This window comes from Synechococcus sp. WH 8016 (assembly GCF_000230675.1).
GTDB lineage: Bacteria > Cyanobacteriota > Cyanobacteriia > PCC-6307 > Cyanobiaceae > Synechococcus_C.
In genome coordinates, this window is sequence record NZ_AGIK01000004.1 from 69,991 (window position 1) to 87,640 (window position 17,650).

19 protein-coding genes are annotated in these 17,650 nt (G+C 57.2%); 6 read left to right on the plus strand and 13 right to left on the minus strand.

Features of this window, described 5'->3' with window-relative positions; genetic code table 11:
• The first annotated feature begins 9 nt into the window (after positions 1–9).
• The 5 genes from SYN8016DRAFT_RS10360 to bioA are packed head-to-tail and all read left to right on the plus strand — an operon-like array spanning position 10 to position 3,638.
• Positions 10–735 carry an alpha/beta fold hydrolase gene (locus SYN8016DRAFT_RS10360; protein ID WP_006854346.1) on the plus strand — a complete coding sequence of 242 codons (726 nt, stop codon included), beginning with the start codon at positions 10–12 and terminating at the stop codon, positions 733–735.
• A complete protein-coding gene (locus tag SYN8016DRAFT_RS10365; RefSeq protein WP_006854347.1) occupies positions 732–1,487 on the plus strand; it encodes a methyltransferase domain-containing protein in 756 nt (251 codons plus the stop codon). Before SYN8016DRAFT_RS10360 ends, SYN8016DRAFT_RS10365 begins: the two co-directional genes overlap by 4 nt.
• On the plus strand, positions 1,484–2,149 hold the full coding sequence (bioD, locus tag SYN8016DRAFT_RS10370; protein ID WP_006854348.1) for a dethiobiotin synthase: 666 nt from the start codon (positions 1,484–1,486) through the stop codon (positions 2,147–2,149). The genes SYN8016DRAFT_RS10365 and bioD overlap by 4 nt, the downstream gene beginning before the upstream one ends.
• Positions 2,146–2,301 carry a hypothetical protein gene (locus SYN8016DRAFT_RS15565; RefSeq protein ID WP_006854349.1) on the plus strand — a complete coding sequence of 52 codons (156 nt, stop codon included), beginning with the start codon at positions 2,146–2,148 and terminating at the stop codon, positions 2,299–2,301. Before bioD ends, SYN8016DRAFT_RS15565 begins: the two co-directional genes overlap by 4 nt.
• Positions 2,302–2,345: 44 nt before the next feature.
• Positions 2,346–3,638 carry an adenosylmethionine--8-amino-7-oxononanoate transaminase gene (gene bioA, locus SYN8016DRAFT_RS10375; protein WP_038014588.1) on the plus strand — a complete coding sequence of 431 codons (1,293 nt, stop codon included), beginning with the start codon at positions 2,346–2,348 and terminating at the stop codon, positions 3,636–3,638.
• Between the two features lie 4 nt (positions 3,639–3,642).
• On the opposite strand, the gene SYN8016DRAFT_RS10380 is transcribed toward bioA, so the two are convergent.
• Together SYN8016DRAFT_RS10380 and SYN8016DRAFT_RS10385 are read right to left on the minus strand one after the other, a co-directional pair.
• A complete protein-coding gene (locus tag SYN8016DRAFT_RS10380; RefSeq protein ID WP_038014464.1) occupies positions 3,643–3,879 on the minus strand; it encodes a DUF3143 domain-containing protein in 237 nt (78 codons plus the stop codon).
• Positions 3,851–4,381: a J domain-containing protein gene (locus SYN8016DRAFT_RS10385; RefSeq protein ID WP_038014590.1), complete on the minus strand. Its 531-nt coding sequence runs from the start codon at positions 4,379–4,381 to the stop codon at positions 3,851–3,853. Before SYN8016DRAFT_RS10385 ends, SYN8016DRAFT_RS10380 begins: the two co-directional genes overlap by 29 nt.
• Before the next feature lie 62 nt (positions 4,382–4,443).
• Between SYN8016DRAFT_RS10385 and rsmG the strand changes: the two genes are divergently transcribed.
• Positions 4,444–5,208 carry a 16S rRNA (guanine(527)-N(7))-methyltransferase RsmG gene (gene rsmG / locus SYN8016DRAFT_RS10390; RefSeq protein WP_006854353.1) on the plus strand — a complete coding sequence of 255 codons (765 nt, stop codon included), beginning with the start codon at positions 4,444–4,446 and terminating at the stop codon, positions 5,206–5,208.
• Here rsmG and SYN8016DRAFT_RS10395 read toward each other — a convergent pair.
• The 11 genes from SYN8016DRAFT_RS10395 to SYN8016DRAFT_RS10440 all read right to left on the minus strand — a co-directional run bounded on the left by SYN8016DRAFT_RS10395 (position 5,184) and on the right by SYN8016DRAFT_RS10440 (position 17,608).
• The gene (locus SYN8016DRAFT_RS10395; protein WP_006854354.1) at positions 5,184–6,401 is read right to left on the minus strand and encodes an aldo/keto reductase; all 1,218 of its coding nucleotides are present in this window, start codon (positions 6,399–6,401) and stop codon (positions 5,184–5,186) included. The genes rsmG and SYN8016DRAFT_RS10395 overlap by 25 nt on opposite strands.
• A 6-nt stretch (positions 6,402–6,407) precedes the next feature.
• Positions 6,408–6,848, minus strand: coding sequence for a ferredoxin (locus tag SYN8016DRAFT_RS10400; RefSeq protein WP_006854355.1), 441 nt, complete (start codon positions 6,846–6,848; stop codon positions 6,408–6,410).
• Positions 6,841–7,233, minus strand: a complete 393-nt coding sequence (locus SYN8016DRAFT_RS10405; RefSeq protein ID WP_006854356.1) for a DUF1257 domain-containing protein — start codon at positions 7,231–7,233, stop codon at positions 6,841–6,843. Before SYN8016DRAFT_RS10405 ends, SYN8016DRAFT_RS10400 begins: the two co-directional genes overlap by 8 nt.
• Positions 7,233–7,436, minus strand: coding sequence for a DUF2997 domain-containing protein (locus tag SYN8016DRAFT_RS10410; protein WP_006854357.1), 204 nt, complete (start codon positions 7,434–7,436; stop codon positions 7,233–7,235). Before SYN8016DRAFT_RS10410 ends, SYN8016DRAFT_RS10405 begins: the two co-directional genes overlap by 1 nt.
• Before the next feature lie 75 nt (positions 7,437–7,511).
• Positions 7,512–8,321 (minus strand): HEAT repeat domain-containing protein, encoded by an 810-nt coding sequence (locus SYN8016DRAFT_RS10415; RefSeq protein WP_006854358.1) that lies wholly within the window; start codon positions 8,319–8,321, stop codon positions 7,512–7,514.
• Positions 8,322–8,345: 24 nt separating this feature from the next.
• Complete coding sequence (locus SYN8016DRAFT_RS15965; RefSeq protein WP_255321986.1) at positions 8,346–8,471, minus strand: hypothetical protein; 126 nt, start codon at positions 8,469–8,471, stop codon at positions 8,346–8,348.
• 32 nt (positions 8,472–8,503) lie between these two features.
• Positions 8,504–10,267 (minus strand): sodium:solute symporter family protein, encoded by a 1,764-nt coding sequence (locus tag SYN8016DRAFT_RS10420; RefSeq protein ID WP_006854359.1) that lies wholly within the window; start codon positions 10,265–10,267, stop codon positions 8,504–8,506.
• Positions 10,268–10,300: 33 nt separating this feature from the next.
• Complete coding sequence (gene rlmN / locus SYN8016DRAFT_RS10425) at positions 10,301–11,341, minus strand: 23S rRNA (adenine(2503)-C(2))-methyltransferase RlmN (RefSeq protein WP_006854360.1); 1,041 nt, start codon at positions 11,339–11,341, stop codon at positions 10,301–10,303.
• Entirely contained in the window at positions 11,338–11,490 is a 153-nt protein-coding gene (locus SYN8016DRAFT_RS10430; RefSeq protein WP_006854361.1) for a high light inducible protein, read from the minus strand. Before SYN8016DRAFT_RS10430 ends, rlmN begins: the two co-directional genes overlap by 4 nt.
• 68 nt (positions 11,491–11,558) lie before the next feature.
• Entirely contained in the window at positions 11,559–15,656 is a 4,098-nt protein-coding gene (locus SYN8016DRAFT_RS10435; protein WP_006854362.1) for a DNA-directed RNA polymerase subunit beta', read from the minus strand.
• A gap of 47 nt (positions 15,657–15,703) precedes the next feature.
• Complete coding sequence (locus tag SYN8016DRAFT_RS10440; RefSeq protein WP_006854363.1) at positions 15,704–17,608, minus strand: DNA-directed RNA polymerase subunit gamma; 1,905 nt, start codon at positions 17,606–17,608, stop codon at positions 15,704–15,706.
• Between the last annotated feature and the right edge of the window lie 42 nt (positions 17,609–17,650).

Consider the following 17,650-nt stretch of genomic DNA (forward strand, 5'->3'; position numbering starts at 1 on the left):
TAGGACCCGATGAAACAGGTCATCGCCATGCATGGCTGGAGCGGAGACAGCCATTCATGGGTGTCCTGGATCCGGCATTTCAACCATCACCACTGGTCTTGGCAAAGCGGTGAACGGGGTTATGGCAAACGCCAGGAGCACATGCCCTTTTGGCAAGACGATCAAGAGCCAACAGAACGGCAACGCCGCGTGGTGATTGCTCACTCCCTAGGACCGCATCTGCTCCCGGATGCCGTGCTCGCCCACGCCACCGATGTGGTGTTGCTTGCAAGCTTTTCCAGATTTGTGCCGCAAGGAGCCAAAGGTCGCGCTCTCAAAACAGGCTTGAAGGGCATGCGCCGCTGCCTTGATAGCGACGCTGAAGCCGAGATGCTCACGAACTTTTTGAGGCGGGCGGCAGCGCCATCGCCAGCAGACGGCCTTCCACGCGGCCCCATCCATGAGGGGCTGTCGCCCGAGGGCCGTCAACGCCTAACCGACGACTTGGATCTGCTCATCGCCAGCGCAGAGTTACCGCCAGGGCTGCAGGCATCCAGCAGAGTGCTGGTGGTGGAAGCAGAACAAGACGCCATCGTGGTGCCTGCCGCCAGACAAGAACTGCGCGATGCCGTTCAAACCCGCCTGCAGCATCCAGCGGAGCACTGGTTCATGCCCGGCAGCGGGCATGCCCTGTTGGTGCCAGATCTTCTGATGCGCATCCAACACTGGCTTGATCAGCCCCCTGAAGAGCGATGAGCAACACCTGGGGAGCGAAGGTTCTACGAAGCTTCGATGGCGCCGCAAGCGATTACAACCGGGCCGCCCGTCTGCAAACGGCCATGGCCTGGCGACTCGCCGGGCACTGCCAGCGCTTACCCATTCCATCAGGACGCTGGTTGGATCTCGGGAGTGGAACGGGATTGCTTGCCGATGCCATCGAACAACGCAACCCCGGCAGGGTGGTGGAGCGCATCGATGGCAGCCCGTCCATGCTGGCCCGCAACTCCCGTCCAGACCACACGCAGCTGTGGGATTTAAATCAGTCCCTCCAAGCCTGGGACGACGCTCCAACGCTGATCGCCTCCAGTTTCTGCCTCCACTGGTTGTCCGATCCCGGCACAAGACTGCAGCACTGGTTCGAGTGTTTAGCCCCAGGTGGCTGGTTAATCGTGGCGCTGCCGGTTGAAGGCTGCTTCCCGCAATGGCACGCGGCCGCACGCCAAGCGGCCGTCCCCTGCTCAGCACTGCGCTTCCCAGCCAGCGAAGCGTTGATGGCGTCGTTACCCAAACAGCAGATCAGACACCAACAGCAGCTCCGCTTCAGCGAACAAGCGAGCCAGATCACAGCTCTGCTGCGGCCCATGCAAACCATTGGAGCGGGCAGCAGCACGCGCTCCGCTCTCAGCGTGAAGCAATGGCGTCAGCTGAGCGCCCACTGGCCTGAGCGTTCTGCTCAAGGGCAAGTCAGATTGACCTGGTTGATCCAACTCCTGGTGCTCGAGCGATGAACACGCTTCCGCTTCGATTGGTGATTTGCGGAACAGACACCGATGTCGGGAAAACGATTGTCAGCGCCCTCTTTGTTCAAGGCTTGGAAGCCACCTATTGGAAGCCGGTCCAAAGCGGAACCGAAGGCGGTGGTGATCGTCAACGGGTGATCGATCTTCTCGAGCTTCCAAAGGAGCGATGGCATCCAGAAGCCTATGCATTTCAAGCTCCCGTCTCTCCGCACTGGGCTGCGGAACGAGAGGGAAAATGCATCGATCCAGACCAGCTCCAACTGCCAGCCATCGCTGGGCCGTTGGTCGTGGAGACCGCTGGAGGCCTGATGGTGCCACTCACACGCCAGTGGTTACAAATCCAACAATTGGAACGGTGGCAGCTTCCGGTGGTGTTGGTAGCCCGCAGTGAACTGGGCACTTTGAACCACACGCTTCTCAGCCTGGAAGCCCTAAGGAAACGGAACATTCCGATCCTTGGGCTGGTGATCAATGGACCTGCCCATGCCGACAACCCCCGCACCCTGAACGAACTCGGCCATATTCCTTTGCTGTGCGAATTACCACCGCTCGAACAACTCAATGCCGCGGCCCTAGCGAGGCAATGGCATGTTCAGAACGTGAAAGCTAAGGTCGAAGCCGAGATCAATCGTTTACAGGCTTCGAGATGAATCGCCGTCAGACCGGAGCCGCCGTGGCTGTAGCCCTCCTTTGCGCGGGGATTTTGGTGTTATTCACCGACGTCGAAGTCGGACTGGTGCGTTGGTTTAACTGTGGCCCGATCGCCACGGAAGCGGAACAAAACAGTGAGATGTGCCGCTGACATCAGCACAGACGAATCCATCCACTGGCAGCTGCGACGACGAAGTGCCTCAGAACCACCATCCCCACCTTTGGCCTCCGTTCACCCAGGTCTCGACAACGCCTCCCTTAGAGAGAGTGCTTCGAGGAGATGGTGCCCTTCTTTATCGCGATGAAGGGCCTCCGTTAATCGATGCAATCAGCAGCTGGTGGGTCACCTTGCATGGGCATGCCCACCCCCATGTCGCAGCTGCCATCGCTAGTCAGGCCGAAACCCTTGAGCAGGTTATTTTCGCTGAATTCACGCACCCTCAAGCGGAACGGCTCGCCGACCGGTTAGCAGCCAAAACCGGATTGGAGCGGGTGTTTTTCTCCGACAACGGTTCCACCGCCGTTGAGGTGGCACTCAAAATCGCGATTCAGTGGTGGCACAACAAAGGAGAGCCCAGGCAGCAGGTCATCGCATTCGACGGCGCGTATCACGGAGATACGTTTGGAGCGATGGCCGTCGGAGCGCGCAGCCTGTTTAGTGAACCCTTTGACCCCTTGTTATTTCCGGTCGCCCGCATCCCATGGCCGGCAACTTGGTGGGACGACGATCAGGTTGAACAGCATGAACAAACGGCCCTGAACCAGCTCGAACAAGCCCTCAAGACACCCACCGCGGCGGTGATCCTCGAGCCGCTTGTCCAGGGTGCGGGAGGAATGAGCATGGTGCGTCCAACCTTTCTGCAAGAGGTAGAAAAGCGTGTTCGCAACGCTGGAACCTTGTTGATCGCCGACGAAGTCCTGACAGGATTTGGACGTTGCGGTGATTTTTTGGCGACCCAACGGGCAGGGGTCAAACCCGATCTCGTCGCGCTATCCAAAGGCCTAACCGCTGGATTTCTTCCCATGGGAATCACCATGGCCAGCAGCGCTGTTTTCGACGCCTTCGTTGGCAAGGACCCGAGCTTGACGCTTTGGCATGGCCACAGTTTCACCGCCAACCCCCTGGGGTGTGCGGCAGCGAACGCCAGTCTGGATCTCCTCGAAGCAGAACCAGAGAAATACCTGGGGTTTGAGGCGAGACATCGATCGCGCCTAGAGGGATTGGCACGCCACCCAGGCATCAAGCGTGTTCGCGTGACAGGGACCATCGCAGCCTTTGATCTCGTCGTCACAGACGCAGAGGGTTACCTCAACCCTGCTGGAATAGTGCTGCGCCGGCTGGCGAGAGACCGGGGCGTCCTGATTCGGCCTCTTGGTCAGGTGGTGTATCTGCTTCCACCGCTTTGCATTAGCGATGAGCAGCTCGATCACTGCTACTCCGTGCTCCAGGAAGCGCTCGACCTTCTGCAAACACAAGCAAAGAACTGAGTTCTCAGGGCCCTAGACGCAGGGCCGCCTCGACATCAGCGCGGGACAGTCCATAGGGGAACACGCAGGGGCGAGGCGCCTCATTCGGACTCCAGATCACCGCGAGATCCGTTTGTTGCAGACGGATCTCAGCCGTCCATCCCTCCTGCTGCCATGACCAGCCACACGGATCGTTGTCTAGCCGCTGCGCTCCAAGCTGCTGGAGCCAATGCTCAAGAGCTTGGAGCGAGTGCTGATTCAAAGGAGTTTCGGCTGGAGGCATCGACACCATCAAGGACATCCCTAATCAACGGCTCGTCTTGAGTCTGCTCGGCCACCAGCCAACTGGGCTGAACCTGAAGCTCCATGCCCCGACTCCAGGCGACCCCAACTCCCAGCGATAGGCACAAAAGCAAGGCCCCGAGCAACATCAACAGCGACAACCACTCCCCTCCTGAGAGGGGTCGCCGCTCACCAATCGCTGTTGCAGAAGACACGGCTGGGGATGGGAGCGGAGCGTGCTGCTGTTGCCAGAGCTGATCCTGCTGGATTAATTGAGCGTCATAGAGCCGCCTCAACGAGGGATCCGCCAACTGGTCATAGGCCTCACGCAACAGCTGAAATTGGCGCGCTGCTTCTGCGGCCGGCAAGGTCGTGGTGTCGGGATGAACCGACTTACTGAGCCGTCGAAAGGCGCGACGTAGCGTCTCGGCGTCGACTCCACGGCCGACTCCCAACCGTTCGTAATGGGTCGAGGCCGACATCAGGTCTTCTTCGAGCCGAATCACGAAGGTGCATTGTAGGAAGAGTCGCTGCCCTGGCAGCCATGCCAGAAGCAAACACCTTTTCTGAGGCCGGGCCTGACCTATGGCACTGCCTGGGTTGGCAACCCAATGACACCCAGCTCTCGCAACTCAAAGAGCTGCAAGCCCTGCTGCGCCATTGGAACAGCAGGGTGAACCTCACCCGTTTGGTGGAGAACGAAGAGTTCTGGATCGCCCAGGTCTTTGACAGCCTTTGGCCTCTTGAAAAGGAGCTACGCACCCCCGATCTGACCCGTCGCTGCATCGATGTAGGAACGGGAGGTGGGTTCCCTGGACTGGCTGTCGCCATCGCCCTACCCGGAACCACGCTCACCCTTGTCGATTCCGTCGGCCGCAAAACTGCAGCGGTGGAAGCCATGGCCAACGCCCTTGGCTTAGGAAAGCGCGTGGACGTGCGCACCGAGCGCGTAGAGGTGACCGGTCAGGAGCGGGCTTGTCGTGGGACGTTCGATTTAGCGATGGCCAGAGCCGTCGCCACACCCCCGGTGGTAGCGGAGTATCTCGTGCCCCTTTTGAGCCTTCAAGGCCAGGCGCTCCTCTATCGCGGCCATTGGAGCGACGACGACGAAACAAACCTCAAACGAGCCTTGGTTCCACTCAAAGCCAAACTTGCCGACTGCAAGCAAATCAACCTGCCAGCCGATCGGGGGCTGCGCACATTGATTCGAATTGAACCCTTGGCACCTTGCCCCAAGAGCTATCCCCGACCCGTTGGACTCCCCAGCCGTCTTCCCCTCGGGACTCAGGCTGACGACAAGCGTTCCTGAGGAACGCCGCCCACCCTTTCCTTTAATCCCCTCAGGATGCCTGGAATCGTTTCAGCCCAGGGGCTTTGGTTCAAAACAGAGCGGAGCTCACTCTCGCTGACCTCCTGATCAAAAGCATCGGCGTTCGCACCAGGAGCCCAATGTCCTGCATGACCAAGAATTCCATAACGCGCCTGGGCATAACCCTCTAGATCCCAAGCTTCCATCAAATTGTGGAGCCAGAGCAACACAGGGAGGTTGATCCCCCCTGGCGTGTCTTTCCAATGGGGCAACCCCTCACGCCAGGTCATCAGCCAAGGTTCACCAAGAGCCCGCAGAGCTTGCGCATGCAAACGGTCTTGAATCGGAGCGATCAGCGCTTCAGCGCTATCGAGTTGCCCCACAGCCTCAAGATGAAGATCAAGATCACCCGGCCTGGATGCGCCAACACTGATGGTGTGAACGCGGGGATCACGCAGGCAGAACAGATCGTTAAACACGATCGGGTGCAGGGGAGCGCAGAGCTGCTTCAAAAGCAGTGAAGGGGTATGCAGATGGCCACCTTTATCGGTGGGGCTAATGATGAACACGCCCATGTCGTGACGTTGAGCTGCGTTCAACGCGGGGGCGTTGTCTTGCCGGATGTAATACCAATGCAAGTTCACGTAATCAAAGGCATCGGAGTTGATCGCAGCTTCGATGACACTGGTTTCACCATGGGTCGAAAAGCCCACATGGTCGATCCGGCCCTCTCGCTGCCAGCGGCGGACCACCTCCATACAGCCCCCTGGTCGCAGCGTTTGCTCCAGATGATCCAAGCGGTTGATGCCATGGATGGCCAGCAACTCAATGCGCTGAACGTTTAAGCGCTCCAGGCTGAGTTCAAGCTCGGCTTCAAACACCGCAGGGTCCTCCCTAGGCGGCACCTTGGTTTGAAGGATGCGATCTGGATCGGGGGTAAGGGGAAGGGCCCAGCCCAGTTGTCGTTCGGAGCTGCCGTAATGACGCGCGGTTTCCAGATGGTGAAACCCAAGCTCTACCGCACGGCGGAGGGTGTCCTCCACCGTGCGTTGAGACTCCTGAGTAATCCCATTCGCCTCAAGATCCGACCAGCTTTGCTGAAAACGCATGCCGCCCAGGGACAAAACGGGCATGGCCAGCTCTGTGCGACCAAAGCGTCGTGTTGGCAAAGCCGGGAGAGCCAGGGATGACATCGCAGTTCAGTCTTGAGACTGCCGAGGAAGAATCCGTCTTGGACGAGCCGGTGAGGGAAGCCCTAGGGGGAGAAGCTCCTGAGAATCCAGCTGGGATTGGAGGCCCTTGAGGTCGTCAAAGGCAACCCAGTGAATGCAGTCCACAGGGCAGGTTTCAATCGCCTCTTGAATTCGCGCAGAACTGTCACCGTCCTGGCGAACCGCACGGGAGCGCCCCAAATTTGGCTCAATGATGAAGGTGTTGCAGGCCACATGAGCGCAGTACCTGCAACCAATGCAGACAGCCTCGTCAACCCAGACAGCTTTTTCGGCGAGGGCACCACCCAGTACGGGTTCCATGCCGGTGGATTGATGATCCTCCTCAAGGGAGGAAGCGCTGTAAGCAGCAGCAGAATTACCGGTCGAGTCGTTCACGGATTGCCCCCCCGCCCGCTGCGAATCAGGCATCCCAACGGGTCACGACCAGTTCGATTGATCCATCCTGGCAATCGCGCTGTTCGGCAACAGCGAAGCCCTCGGTGAGGGAAGCCTTCAACACCGTGTTGAGGGCATAGCGCTGGGTGAGACGAGACAAAAATCTCTCAACTGGCATGGACTGGCGCCACAAATCCAGATCGGTCACGAACTCATAGGCACCATTGGCTTCGTTCCAAACGAACCCAAAATCAGCAGAGTCCTGAACGGTCACCGATAGCTCAGCCTCCACGGTTTGGCCGCGATATCCGCGAACGGAATGGCCTCCCTGTTTGGGCTCATAACCAAGATCTTCAAGAGCGGAGACCAAAGACTCCCGCTGGCGAAGTTCGGTTTTGACAGTACTGAAATGGGACATCAGGAGGGCTCGACGAACTGGGACTGGGACTGGGTTTGGGTTGTGACGTAGGCATCAGACGTTGGCTGCCGGCGTTCCACCGTGCCTAAAACTGATTCCAACCGTTCCGTCAGTTGCAGACAAGCGTCGCCTTCAACGCCTTCCACCTGCTCCTCGACGCGGCCATCAGGACGAATTCGGAAACGAAGCGTGCGCTCAGGCATGCACCAGACCCAACAATGAACAGATGTTAAAGGCGAGAACGCGAAGCTGATGGGGGGTCGTGTCAGTTCGTCCGATCAGCTAAACAATCCCTCGTCCATCAAGGTCTGCAGTCGATCCAAAACATCGGGGGATTCCATCTGCTCAAGAGCCGTGCGGGCTTCATCGCGAACAGACCTTTCACAATCTTGCAAAAGGGCACGCACAAACACCTCGATCACCTCGAGGCGACGGGGTTCAACAAGATGCTCCAGCAGGCGGCCGAGAGCCCAGATGCAATTGCTTCGCACCACGGGTTCACTGTCGATTCGCAAGCTAATTAGCAATTGGCCAGCGGCCGGATCGGCCTTTGCCGCCGAGGTCACACCGGCTTCAGCAAGGGACACCGAAGCCCACAAGCGCACCGCTGCCACATCGGTTTGCAAGGCGCGAATCAAGGGATTCAATACCGGTGCATCGGGGTAATTGCCAAGGCTCCAGGCCGTGGCTTTGCGCACATAGGCATTGCTGTCATCTTGCAGCAATTTCAAGAGGGGCCCTACAGCAGGGGGGGAGGGATTCCGGCCGAGGGCGTAGACGGCGCTCATCCGCACAACGGGGCACACCTCTTCCAGGAGAGGCAGGAGCAGTGGAACCGAGCGGGGATCTCGATGTTCACAAAACACGCGCAACCCTTGGAGCCGCTGGTCATGCCCTTGCTGCAACCAATTCAGGGCCTCGTCACACTGGCGAATGGCCTCTAGGGCGTCCTGCTCTGGATCGTCGAGATCGATTTCATCGAGGGGATCACCCACCTCTTCTGCTTCAAGCTCACGGGCGAGCACATCCGGATCGATAGCCAGATTGGCCACACGTGGTTCACGATCCAGGGGCAGGCGATCGGTCATGGCATTGATCGTAGAAGCATCAGGTCAACTGACCGGAGCTGGCGCAAGCATGTCACCAGGCAACCAGATGCGGGCGCTCACTGCAAACAAAGCGAGGCCAAATAAAGCCACGATCAGAACAGGAAGAATGGTGCTGCGAAAAAAACTCACGGTTCCGGTTTTCAGTCCATTGTGAAGGGTGACTAAACGGCTAGACGCGAATGCCGCCCGCGCCAGAGCAGCGAGAGGGAGACAACCGTGAGGATCAAACCGGACCAACCGGCCACTTGCTGATGGAGAAGGAAGGCACCCGACCCAAGCAGCGCCCCAAACAGAACACAACTACTCAGCAAAAAACGAGTGAGCAGATCTTGCAGCGATTCAGAGGCCTCCACCTCACAGCGACGCCGCCAACGACTCCAGCCAGGCCCCGGGGGCTGAACGCGCTGCACGAACCGCTCCAGCACCTCCGCTGATTCCGGCGGGGTGATCAACATCACCACCACCCAAACCACAGCGGTGATGGCCGTGGTGACCATCAACCTGAGCCCGTAGTCCGAAATTTGAAGAACGGGAATCACAGACGTGGCCAAGCCAACAAAAAATCCACACACCATCGATGACAGCTCTGCTGCGGCATTGATGCGCCACCAGAACCAACGCAAGACCAGGACCACTCCAGGGCCCGTACCGATCGCAATCACCAACCGGAACACGGTGCCGATGCTGTCACTGATCAACGCCGTTAACACCCCTAACACCAACAAAAGAACGCTGGTTGCCTGTCCCACCAAGAGCAGCTCTTTCTGAGAGGCGTCAGGCCGGACAAAACGCTGATAGAGGTCATGGGTGAGATAACTCGCGCCCCAGTTCACAGATGTGCTCACCGTGCTCATAAAGGCCGCCACCAAGGAGACCACCACCAGGCCAAGCACCACAGGGGGGAGGTAGGCCACCGCCAAAGCCGGATAACTCAATTCCCAGTCGGCCTGATCGGGCAGCAGCACCAGAGCCGCTAAGGCCACCAACACCCACAACCAGCTGCGCAGCAGGTAATTGACCACCAGAAACACCCAGCCCGCCAACCGCGCCTGGCGTTCATCGCGGGTGGCAAGCATCCTTTGAATGAATTCACCACCGCCATCACTGCGTCGGAAACTCCACCACTGCACCGTGAGGTAGGCCAAGAAGGTGGAAGCACTGATGCCCGCCCCACCAATCCAATCGAAACCAGCATCGGTCCATCGCCAAGGAACCAGTGACAACACCTCGGGACGACCCAAATCGTTGAGGCTGGTCAGCAGAGCATCCATGCCACCAGCGGCATGGATGGCAGCCCAAGCCACAGCAAAGGCGCCCAGCATCGCCAAAATCAGCTGAACAAAATCAGTGATCACAACGGCCCAAAGGCCACCGGCCACCGTGTACACGAGGACCAAAACAGCCACGATCATGAGCAACAGGACCGTGTCGGGGAGACCGCCGAGTGCTGGTACGGGCTGATCGGACACAATCCCTAGCGCTTGCACCACCTTTCGCATCGCCAAGAACGCATAGCCGATGCCGATGCAATTGATCGGAAGAGCAAGCAAAAAGGCTTTTGTGCCCCGCAGCCAAGCCGCCGTGGCTCCTCCATAGCGGAGTTCGGTAAAGGCAGCGTCTGTCATCACACCGCTGCGCCGCCACAGCGGCGCAAACACCACCGCCATCGCCACATGAGCAAGGCCAAACCCCCACCACTCCCAATTCGCCGCCAGCCCTCTGGTTCCCACCAAACCGGCCACGTACAACGGTGTGTCGATAGAGAAGGTGGTGGCCGCCATCGAAGCGCCTGCCAACCAACCGCTCAAGCTGCGCCCAGCAACGAAATAGTCCTCTTCACCCTGATTGCGTCGAGCCAACCAAAGCCCGAGGAACAAAGTTCCGATTAGGTAAAAGACCAGCAAAAACCAGTCAATCGGTGCCATCGGATCCAATCAAGTCTGCTTCTGCAGTCTCCTCTAGGACCGTCGATTGCGACGCAACTGTCCACAAGCTGCATCCTGATCCAAGCCGCGGCTAGCGCGCAAACTCACCGCGACGCCACGACGCTCAAGAACGCGCCGAAACCCCTCAATCCTCTGGGCTGTTGGTCGCTGAAACTCCTCTTCCTCAATGGGGTTGTAGGCAATCAGATTCACGTGGCTCTGGAACCCGCCCACCCGATCGGCCAGTTCGGCTGCGTGGTGCGGATGATCATTGACCCCACCCAGAAGAATGTATTCAAAACTCACCCTCCGACCCGTCTTTTGGAGGTAGTAACGACAATCATCCAAGAGGGCCTCATAGGGATAGGTTTTGGCCGTTGGAATCAACTCCTCTCTTAAGGCTTGGTTGGGGGCATGAAGGCTCACCGCCAAAGTGAACTGAGCGCGCCCCAACTGTTGGAGGGCTAAGTCAGCAAGCCGAGGAAGGGTGTGTGGCACGCCAACGGTGCTCACGGTGATCCGACGCTGACCGATGCCCAGATCGTCATTGATGCAGCGAATGGACTCGAGCACAGCCTCAATGTTGAGCAGGGGCTCACCCATACCCATGAACACCACATGGGAGGGACGACGCTCCATCACCTCTCGAATACTGAGCACCTGGGCAACAATTTCATGGCCCGCTAAGGAACGTTGCAAGCCTCCCTTACCCGTCGCGCAAAAACGACAGGCCATCGGGCATCCCACCTGGCTCGATACACAGACCGTGAGGCGTTGATCGGTAGGAATGCCAACCGTTTCCAAGGTTTCGCCGTCCTCGGTGCCCAACAGCAATTTTGTGGTGGCATCAGCAGCGACTCGTCGCTCTTGCTCATGCAAACGGCCCACGGATACCCCCTCGTCTTGAAGGGATGCGCGCCAAGCCTTGGGAAGCACCGTGATGCCTTGAAGATCCCGAGCCCCCTTGGCATAAAGCCAATCATGGAGCTGGCGGCCGCGAAATGCGGGCTGGCCCTGAGCGACAGCCCACTCCTCCAGCTCGGACTTGCTTCGACCGAGAAGGGCGTTGATCACCAGATCAACAAGCCGTGACCAATTTTGAACTCCACAACCAATAGGGCAATGAAGCCGAGCATGGCGGCACGACCATTCAGCTTTTCAGTGTGGGTATGAAACCCAAAACGGGGCAGTTTCCGCTTGGGGATCAGAGAGGGCTCAATCATGAGCAACACCGATAAAGAGCAACATTCTGGAGCGGCAAGAGCCGCTCATGCGAACGGGAACGAAAGAATCATTCATCGCTTAGGAGACCCTGCTCCTGCAGATTCTCCACCGCAGCCGGATCAAGAACTTGCTCTTCCGCAAGCTCGTTATCGGCATCTGGACGTGTAAAGGCAGCAAAATTGCTGGCCTCTGCCTCAATGCCATGGCGGCTGCGGGTGGCCTCTAGGTCTGCGGCACTGGGATCGTCAAGCAAAGCCGACGATTTAGCGGCAGGAGCTGCCGGCATATCAACCGTGTAGTCAGGGCGAAGGTTCTGCATACGGCGGTAGCCAGCAGGATCCTCCGAGAGGATGTCGGGATGAGGACCAGCTTCCGCTCTCAACTCCTCTTCAAAACCGCTGAAGCCTGTACCGGCAGGAATCAAGCGACCGATGATCACGTTCTCCTTGAGACCCCGTAGCCAATCGCTCTTGCCTTCGATCGCTGCTTCAGTGAGCACGCGAGTGGTTTCTTGGAAAGAAGCCGCAGAGATGAAGCTATCGGTGTTCAGCGATGCCTTGGTAATACCCAGCAAAACTGGCGTGAATTCGGCAGGCGCTCCACCCGTAATCGACATCGCCTGATTGGTGTTTTCCACCTGGCGGAGTTCGATCAACTCTCCGGGAAGCAGCGTGGTGTCACCAGCATCCTCAATCCGAACCTTGCTGGTCATCTGGCGAACAATCACTTCGATGTGCTTGTCGTGAATCGCCACTCCCTGCGACTTGTAGACGTTCTGCACTTCAGTCACAAGGCGATGCTGAAGCTTGGCGATCGCTTCCTGAGCCGCGTCCATTAAGGGCTTGCGGCTGCGCAGGTCCTCAAAGAAGCACTCCAGCAACTCATGGGGGTTGATGGGACCGTCTGTCAGAAGCTCACCAGCATTCACCTGCTGGCCATCACTCACCATCACGTTCCGACCCAGAAGGATCGGATACTCAGCGATCGCGTCGTCGGATTCGATCACGGTCACCGTGGTGAACTCGTCGTCTTCGCCCTGTTTGATTTCAACGGTTCCTGGCTTTTTGCAAAGGATCGAAGACTCGCGCGGACGCCTCGCCTCGAGCAACTCCTCAATACGAGGTAGACCCTGAACGATGTCACCGGTCTTCTGACGTTCAAATACGAGAAGAGCCAATCCATCACCACGTTGGACGAGATCGCCATCGCGCACATGCAAAAGCGAGTCGGGCGAAATCATGCAAGGACGGCCCAAACGCATCGTGATGGAGTTGTTTGAAACCTGCTCAACTTCACCACAACAATCGGAGGGCTGACCCGGAGCCAGCTCTTCTCCATCCACGACGCGCTGACCAACGGTGACGACGGGGGCTCCAGAAGTATTGATCGTGATCGTGTCCTCAGGCCGTTCAACGATCAAACGCCGAACGGGCTCATCTTCCGTCGCTTCTGGCATCTCAGCGACACCAGCCTGCTTGCAGAGAATCTGTGTGGTGGCAACAACATCACCCGCCTTGATGGACTGCCCGTCTTCCACCTGAAGTTCGGTGTGAGTGGAGCCATGGCTGGAGTCTGAAATGGTGTCACGACGAACCAAAATGCTTTCCAGAATCACGAGCTGGAGACGTTCGATCGTCTTAGCCCTCTTGTCGGGCACCGCTTCCACGTCCACAGTCATCTGCGGAGTGGTGTCAAACGTTTCCAACATCAATTGAGTGCGCAGCAACTCAACGCCCTCAACAGATTTGACCAACTCGTTGTCTTTGAAAGCCAAACGTTGGGTGGCTTTGATCCCGAGATGGGGTCCATTGGGTTGCTTGACATGACCCAAATCAGGAAGCTGGGCCTCATTTGGAATCGTGTATTCCTCCACAGGACGAAGCAGCAGGCCAGTGCCCTCAGGGGTTTCAACCGCTTGGACAAACACCATCGTTTCGGTGCTGATGCCCTTGGCGATCGCTTCTCCTGGATTCACCATGACGCCATCGCCTTGGAAACGCTCAAGCGCTTTCTTTTCCGTACAGAGATGGAAACTGCCGCTACGAACAATAATTTCGCGAAGAATATCGTTCTTCTGAGTAACACTCACGATCCCTGCGGTCTGGCTGAAAATATCCTTCACCACTTCGGTGCCGGCTTCAATCCATTGACCGTCAGTAATCATCAGCAAAGAAATATCTTTGTTGATTTCATGGGTTTCCTGAGGGATCCACAACAAGGTGCCTCCCTTATTAACCTCATAACCATTTTTGGCTGAGCGCGCTTTCTTAATCGCAAGCCCCGGTGCAAATTTGACCAGGCCACCAGTTTGTGTACGGAAGCGATCATCAGCGAGTTCGGCAATCACTTCTGCGTTGCCGATTTTGCTTCCAGGGATGGTGTTCAGGCGATACCGCGTCCCATCCTTAGCCTCCAGATTCCAGATCTCACCAGCATGGGTTGATTCGCCCAGAAGCTTGAAATCGCGGAGCGTCATTGAAGTGGTGACGATCTGCACTTCACGGGAATCTCCCAGAGCTTCTCGCAAACGAATCGCACCGCCATATTCACTGGCCTGACTGGCTTCAGCCAACACCTGAGCCTCGACAACAGAGCCTCCAGCCGAGACAACAGGCCGAGCGTTTGGCGGCAAGTTGTAGACATCACCGGCAAGAACCCACATCCGGCCCAGACGCTGAGCTTTGTGGGTGATGTTGCCCTGCCTGTCAGTCACCTCGCGGGGCTGAATGGTGGGGTCATAGCTGACCTGGCCAGCCAGATCGCAGATCACATCTTTGGTCGCTTTCTCAACGCTCTTCTTAACAGCGCCAGCCGCAATGGTTGCCACGGTCACGTCCGAGGCAATCTGCTGACCATCGTCTACAAACAGCAGCGAACCATTGGTGATTTCGATCTTCTGTGGCTTGCCACTTCCGCTGGGCTTAATCGTGAGCAAGAAGTCCACATCGGACTGCTGTGCATTCACACCATGGGGGGTGCGGTAGGGGCGAACCCTTGCCTTGGAACCAAATTCAACGGTGCCTTCCACTTTGGAACGCACCACACCACTCTCAGCCGTTGACACACCACCGGTGTGGAACGTTCTCATGGTGAGCTGCGTACCCGGCTCTCCAATGGATTGAGCCGCGATAATTCCAACCGCTTCACCCAAATCAACCAGCTGATTGTGGGCAAGAGCCCAGCCGTAGCACTTACGGCATACGGAGCGATTGGCTTCACAGGTGAGCGGAGAGCGGACCATCACCGTGGTGACACCGGCTGCCTCAAAACGTTTGGACAGCGGTGGATCGATTTCGGTATTGCGTTCAGCAATCACCTCACCATCAGCACCAAGCACCTGATCAGCGGTCAATCGACCAACCAGGCGATTGCCAAAGCGACCGTCCTCTCCCTTCACCATGATCGAGCGCATGGTGCCGCAGTCGTCCTCTCGAACGATCACGTCCTGGGCGACGTCCACCAAGCGACGGGTGAGATAGCCGGAGTCAGCGGTACGGAGAGCGGTATCAACCAGTCCCTTACGGGCTCCGTACGAAGAAATCACGTACTCCGTAACCGTGAGACCCTCTCGGAAATTGGTACGGATCGGAAGGTCAATGATCTCCCCTTGTGGGTTCGCCATCAGACCACGCATGCCCACCAGCTGGCGGACTTGGGACATATTGCCCCGAGCCCCAGAGTTGGCCATCATCCACACCGAGTTGAGCGGATCGTTGTCGTTGAAGTTCTTTTTGACAGCATCAACCAAGCGCTCATTGGTCTCAGTCCAGGTGTCGATCACCTTGGTATGACGCTCAACCTCTGTGATCACCCCAAGTCTGTAGGACTCCTCGGTTTCAGTAATCAGCTCCTCAGCTTGAGCCAACAGGTCTTGCTTGGCTTCAGGAACTTTGAGGTCATTCACTGAGATCGACACGGCCGCCTGGGTGGCGTACTTAAAGCCGAGATCTTTCAGTTGATCCGCCATTGCCGAGGTGGCAGCGGTTCCATGGTGCTTAAAAGCCCAAGCAACCAGCTGTTTCAGGGCCTTCTTGTCCACAACGCGGTTGCGGAAGGGAGGTGGCGTTTTGGCCAGTGCTCGAGATTTTGCAGCGGCAGCAGCGGCAGCCTTGGCGGCCTTGGTGGCCTTAGCAGACTTGCGTGATTTGGAGGGAGTGGAAGTCATGACAGCGCTTGGATCAAGGTGAAGGGGTAGGCGTTACGAGAGGGGCTTCAGGTGGCTGCCACCGCGTCGATGATCGTGTGATTCATCACCACGCGTCCCACTGTCGTGAGGATGTAACGGCTGATCAGGGCACCGTCTTCGTCAAAACGATCACGGCGATAGGTCCATTGTTCAAAGCGAGTGCCGTCACTCAGGGTCTCGCTGGTGATGGGCTCTTCACGCTCGTCTTCATCTTCAACCTCGCCGTTGAAGCGAACCCAAACCCAGTCGTGCAAGGTAATTCGATTGTCTTCAAAGGCATGAATCACGTCTTCAAGACAGGAGTAGGTGCGGGAGCGATCACCAAACTCAATGGGATGCATGTCGGGCTGCAGAGCCGTTAGGTAATAAGAGCCCAGCACCATGTCTTGGGAAGGCGTGATGATCGGATCGCCAGTTGCTGGAGAGAGGATGTTGTTGCTCGCCAGCATCAACATGCGCGCTTCCGTTTGTGCTTCGATCGCGAGCGGCACGTGGACGGCCATCTGGTCACCGTCGAAGTCGGCGTTGAACGCTGGACAAACAAGGGGGTGAAGCTGGATCGCTCTCCCGTCCACCAACTTGGGTTCAAAGGCCTGAATCCCAAGTCGGTGCAGGGTGGGAGCGCGGTTCAGCATGATTGGGTGACCATCAATCACCTCCTGAAGCACCTGCATCACTTCATCGTCAGCTCGCTGAATCAGCTTCTTCGCTGCCTTGATGTTGTTAACGATGTTTTGACGAATTAGGCGGTGAATCACAAACGGCTGGAAGAGCTCGATTGCCATTTCCTTAGGCAATCCACACTGATGCATCTTCAGCTTGGGTCCCACCACGATCACAGAACGACCGGAGTAATCAACACGCTTACCAAGCAAGTTTTGGCGGAAACGACCTTGCTTACCTTCAATGATGTCGCTCAATGACTTGAGCGGACGATTGTTAGCTCCAACAACAGTGCGACCGCGTCGTCCATTGTCGATGAGGGCATCAACCGCTTCTTGGAGCATCCGCTTTTCATTGCGAACAATGATTTCCGGAGCAAGAATTTCCTGAAGACGGGCGAGACGGTTATTGCGATTAATAACCCGCCTGTAGAGATCGTTGAGGTCAGAGGTCGCAAAACGTCCACCATCCAACTGCACCATTGGGCGCAGATCTGGAGGAATGACGGGGATCGCATCCAACACCATCCAATCAGGACGAGCATCGGTCGCAATGAAGTTGTCAATCACCCGAAGGCGCTTAATCAGCTTGGCGCGTTTTTGCCCCTTACTGCCAGCAATCTCTTCGCGTAGTTGTTCAGCAACAGCATTGAGTTCGAGATCTTCCAGCAGCTGCTTCAGCGCCTCAGCACCAATTCCAACAACAGGTTCGTTCTCAATTTCTGAATCTTCTGCATAGATCTCGTCTTCAATTTCCAGCCACTCATCTTCCGTGAGCAACTGCTTGTACTTCAGATCTTTGTGATCACCCGCATCGAGCACCACATAGCAGTTGAAGTAAACAATCTGCTCCACATCCCTAAGAGGCATGTCCAAAAGGATGGCCACATAACTGGGGATCCCTTTGAGATACCAAACATGGGAAACCGGGGCTGCCAACTTAATGAAGCCCATGCGGTGACGTCGCACCCGGCTCTCCGTGACCTCAACGCCACAGCGCTCACAAACGATGCCGCGGTGACGGACACGTTTGTACTTACCGCAATGACATTCCCAATCCTTGGAGGGACCAAAGATCTTTTCGCAGAACAAGCCATCCATCTCCGGCTTGAGCGTGCGGTAGTTGATGGTTTCAGGCTTGGTCACTTCTCCAACCACCTGTCCATTCGGCAAGGTGCGCTGGCCCCACTCCATGACCCGATCGGGTGATGCGAGTGTGATTTTGACGTAGTCGAAGTGGTTCTCTGTACGCAGATTGCTGTTGGTCATTGGCGTTTAAGAAAGAAGGCGGTTGTGTCGATTCGTTCGTTG

Bases quoted from the DNA above. Each gene is read 5' to 3' on its own strand.
- SYN8016DRAFT_RS10360 (WP_006854346.1), top strand. From the start codon at position 10: ATGAAACAGGTCATCGCCATGCATGGCTGGAGCGGAGACAGCCATTCA.
- SYN8016DRAFT_RS10410 (WP_006854357.1), bottom strand. From the start codon at position 7,436: ATGCCTGAGCGCACGCTTCGTTTCCGAATTCGTCCTGATGGCCGCGTC.
- SYN8016DRAFT_RS15565 (WP_006854349.1), top strand. From the start codon at position 2,146: ATGAATCGCCGTCAGACCGGAGCCGCCGTGGCTGTAGCCCTCCTTTGC.
- rsmG (WP_006854353.1), top strand. From the start codon at position 4,444: ATGCCAGAAGCAAACACCTTTTCTGAGGCCGGGCCTGACCTATGGCAC.
- SYN8016DRAFT_RS10440 (WP_006854363.1), bottom strand. From the start codon at position 17,608: ATGACCAACAGCAATCTGCGTACAGAGAACCACTTCGACTACGTCAAA.
- SYN8016DRAFT_RS10405 (WP_006854356.1), bottom strand. From the start codon at position 7,233: ATGTCCCATTTCAGTACTGTCAAAACCGAACTTCGCCAGCGGGAGTCT.
- SYN8016DRAFT_RS10420 (WP_006854359.1), bottom strand. From the start codon at position 10,267: ATGGCACCGATTGACTGGTTTTTGCTGGTCTTTTACCTAATCGGAACT.
- SYN8016DRAFT_RS10415 (WP_006854358.1), bottom strand. From the start codon at position 8,321: ATGACCGATCGCCTGCCCCTGGATCGTGAACCACGTGTGGCCAATCTG.
- SYN8016DRAFT_RS10385 (WP_038014590.1), bottom strand. From the start codon at position 4,381: ATGTCGGCCTCGACCCATTACGAACGGTTGGGAGTCGGCCGTGGAGTC.
- SYN8016DRAFT_RS10365 (WP_006854347.1), top strand. From the start codon at position 732: ATGAGCAACACCTGGGGAGCGAAGGTTCTACGAAGCTTCGATGGCGCC.
- bioD (WP_006854348.1), top strand. From the start codon at position 1,484: ATGAACACGCTTCCGCTTCGATTGGTGATTTGCGGAACAGACACCGAT.
- SYN8016DRAFT_RS10430 (WP_006854361.1), bottom strand. From the start codon at position 11,490: ATGATTGAGCCCTCTCTGATCCCCAAGCGGAAACTGCCCCGTTTTGGG.
- SYN8016DRAFT_RS10435 (WP_006854362.1), bottom strand. From the start codon at position 15,656: ATGACTTCCACTCCCTCCAAATCACGCAAGTCTGCTAAGGCCACCAAG.
- SYN8016DRAFT_RS10395 (WP_006854354.1), bottom strand. From the start codon at position 6,401: ATGTCATCCCTGGCTCTCCCGGCTTTGCCAACACGACGCTTTGGTCGC.
- SYN8016DRAFT_RS10400 (WP_006854355.1), bottom strand. From the start codon at position 6,848: ATGCCTGATTCGCAGCGGGCGGGGGGGCAATCCGTGAACGACTCGACC.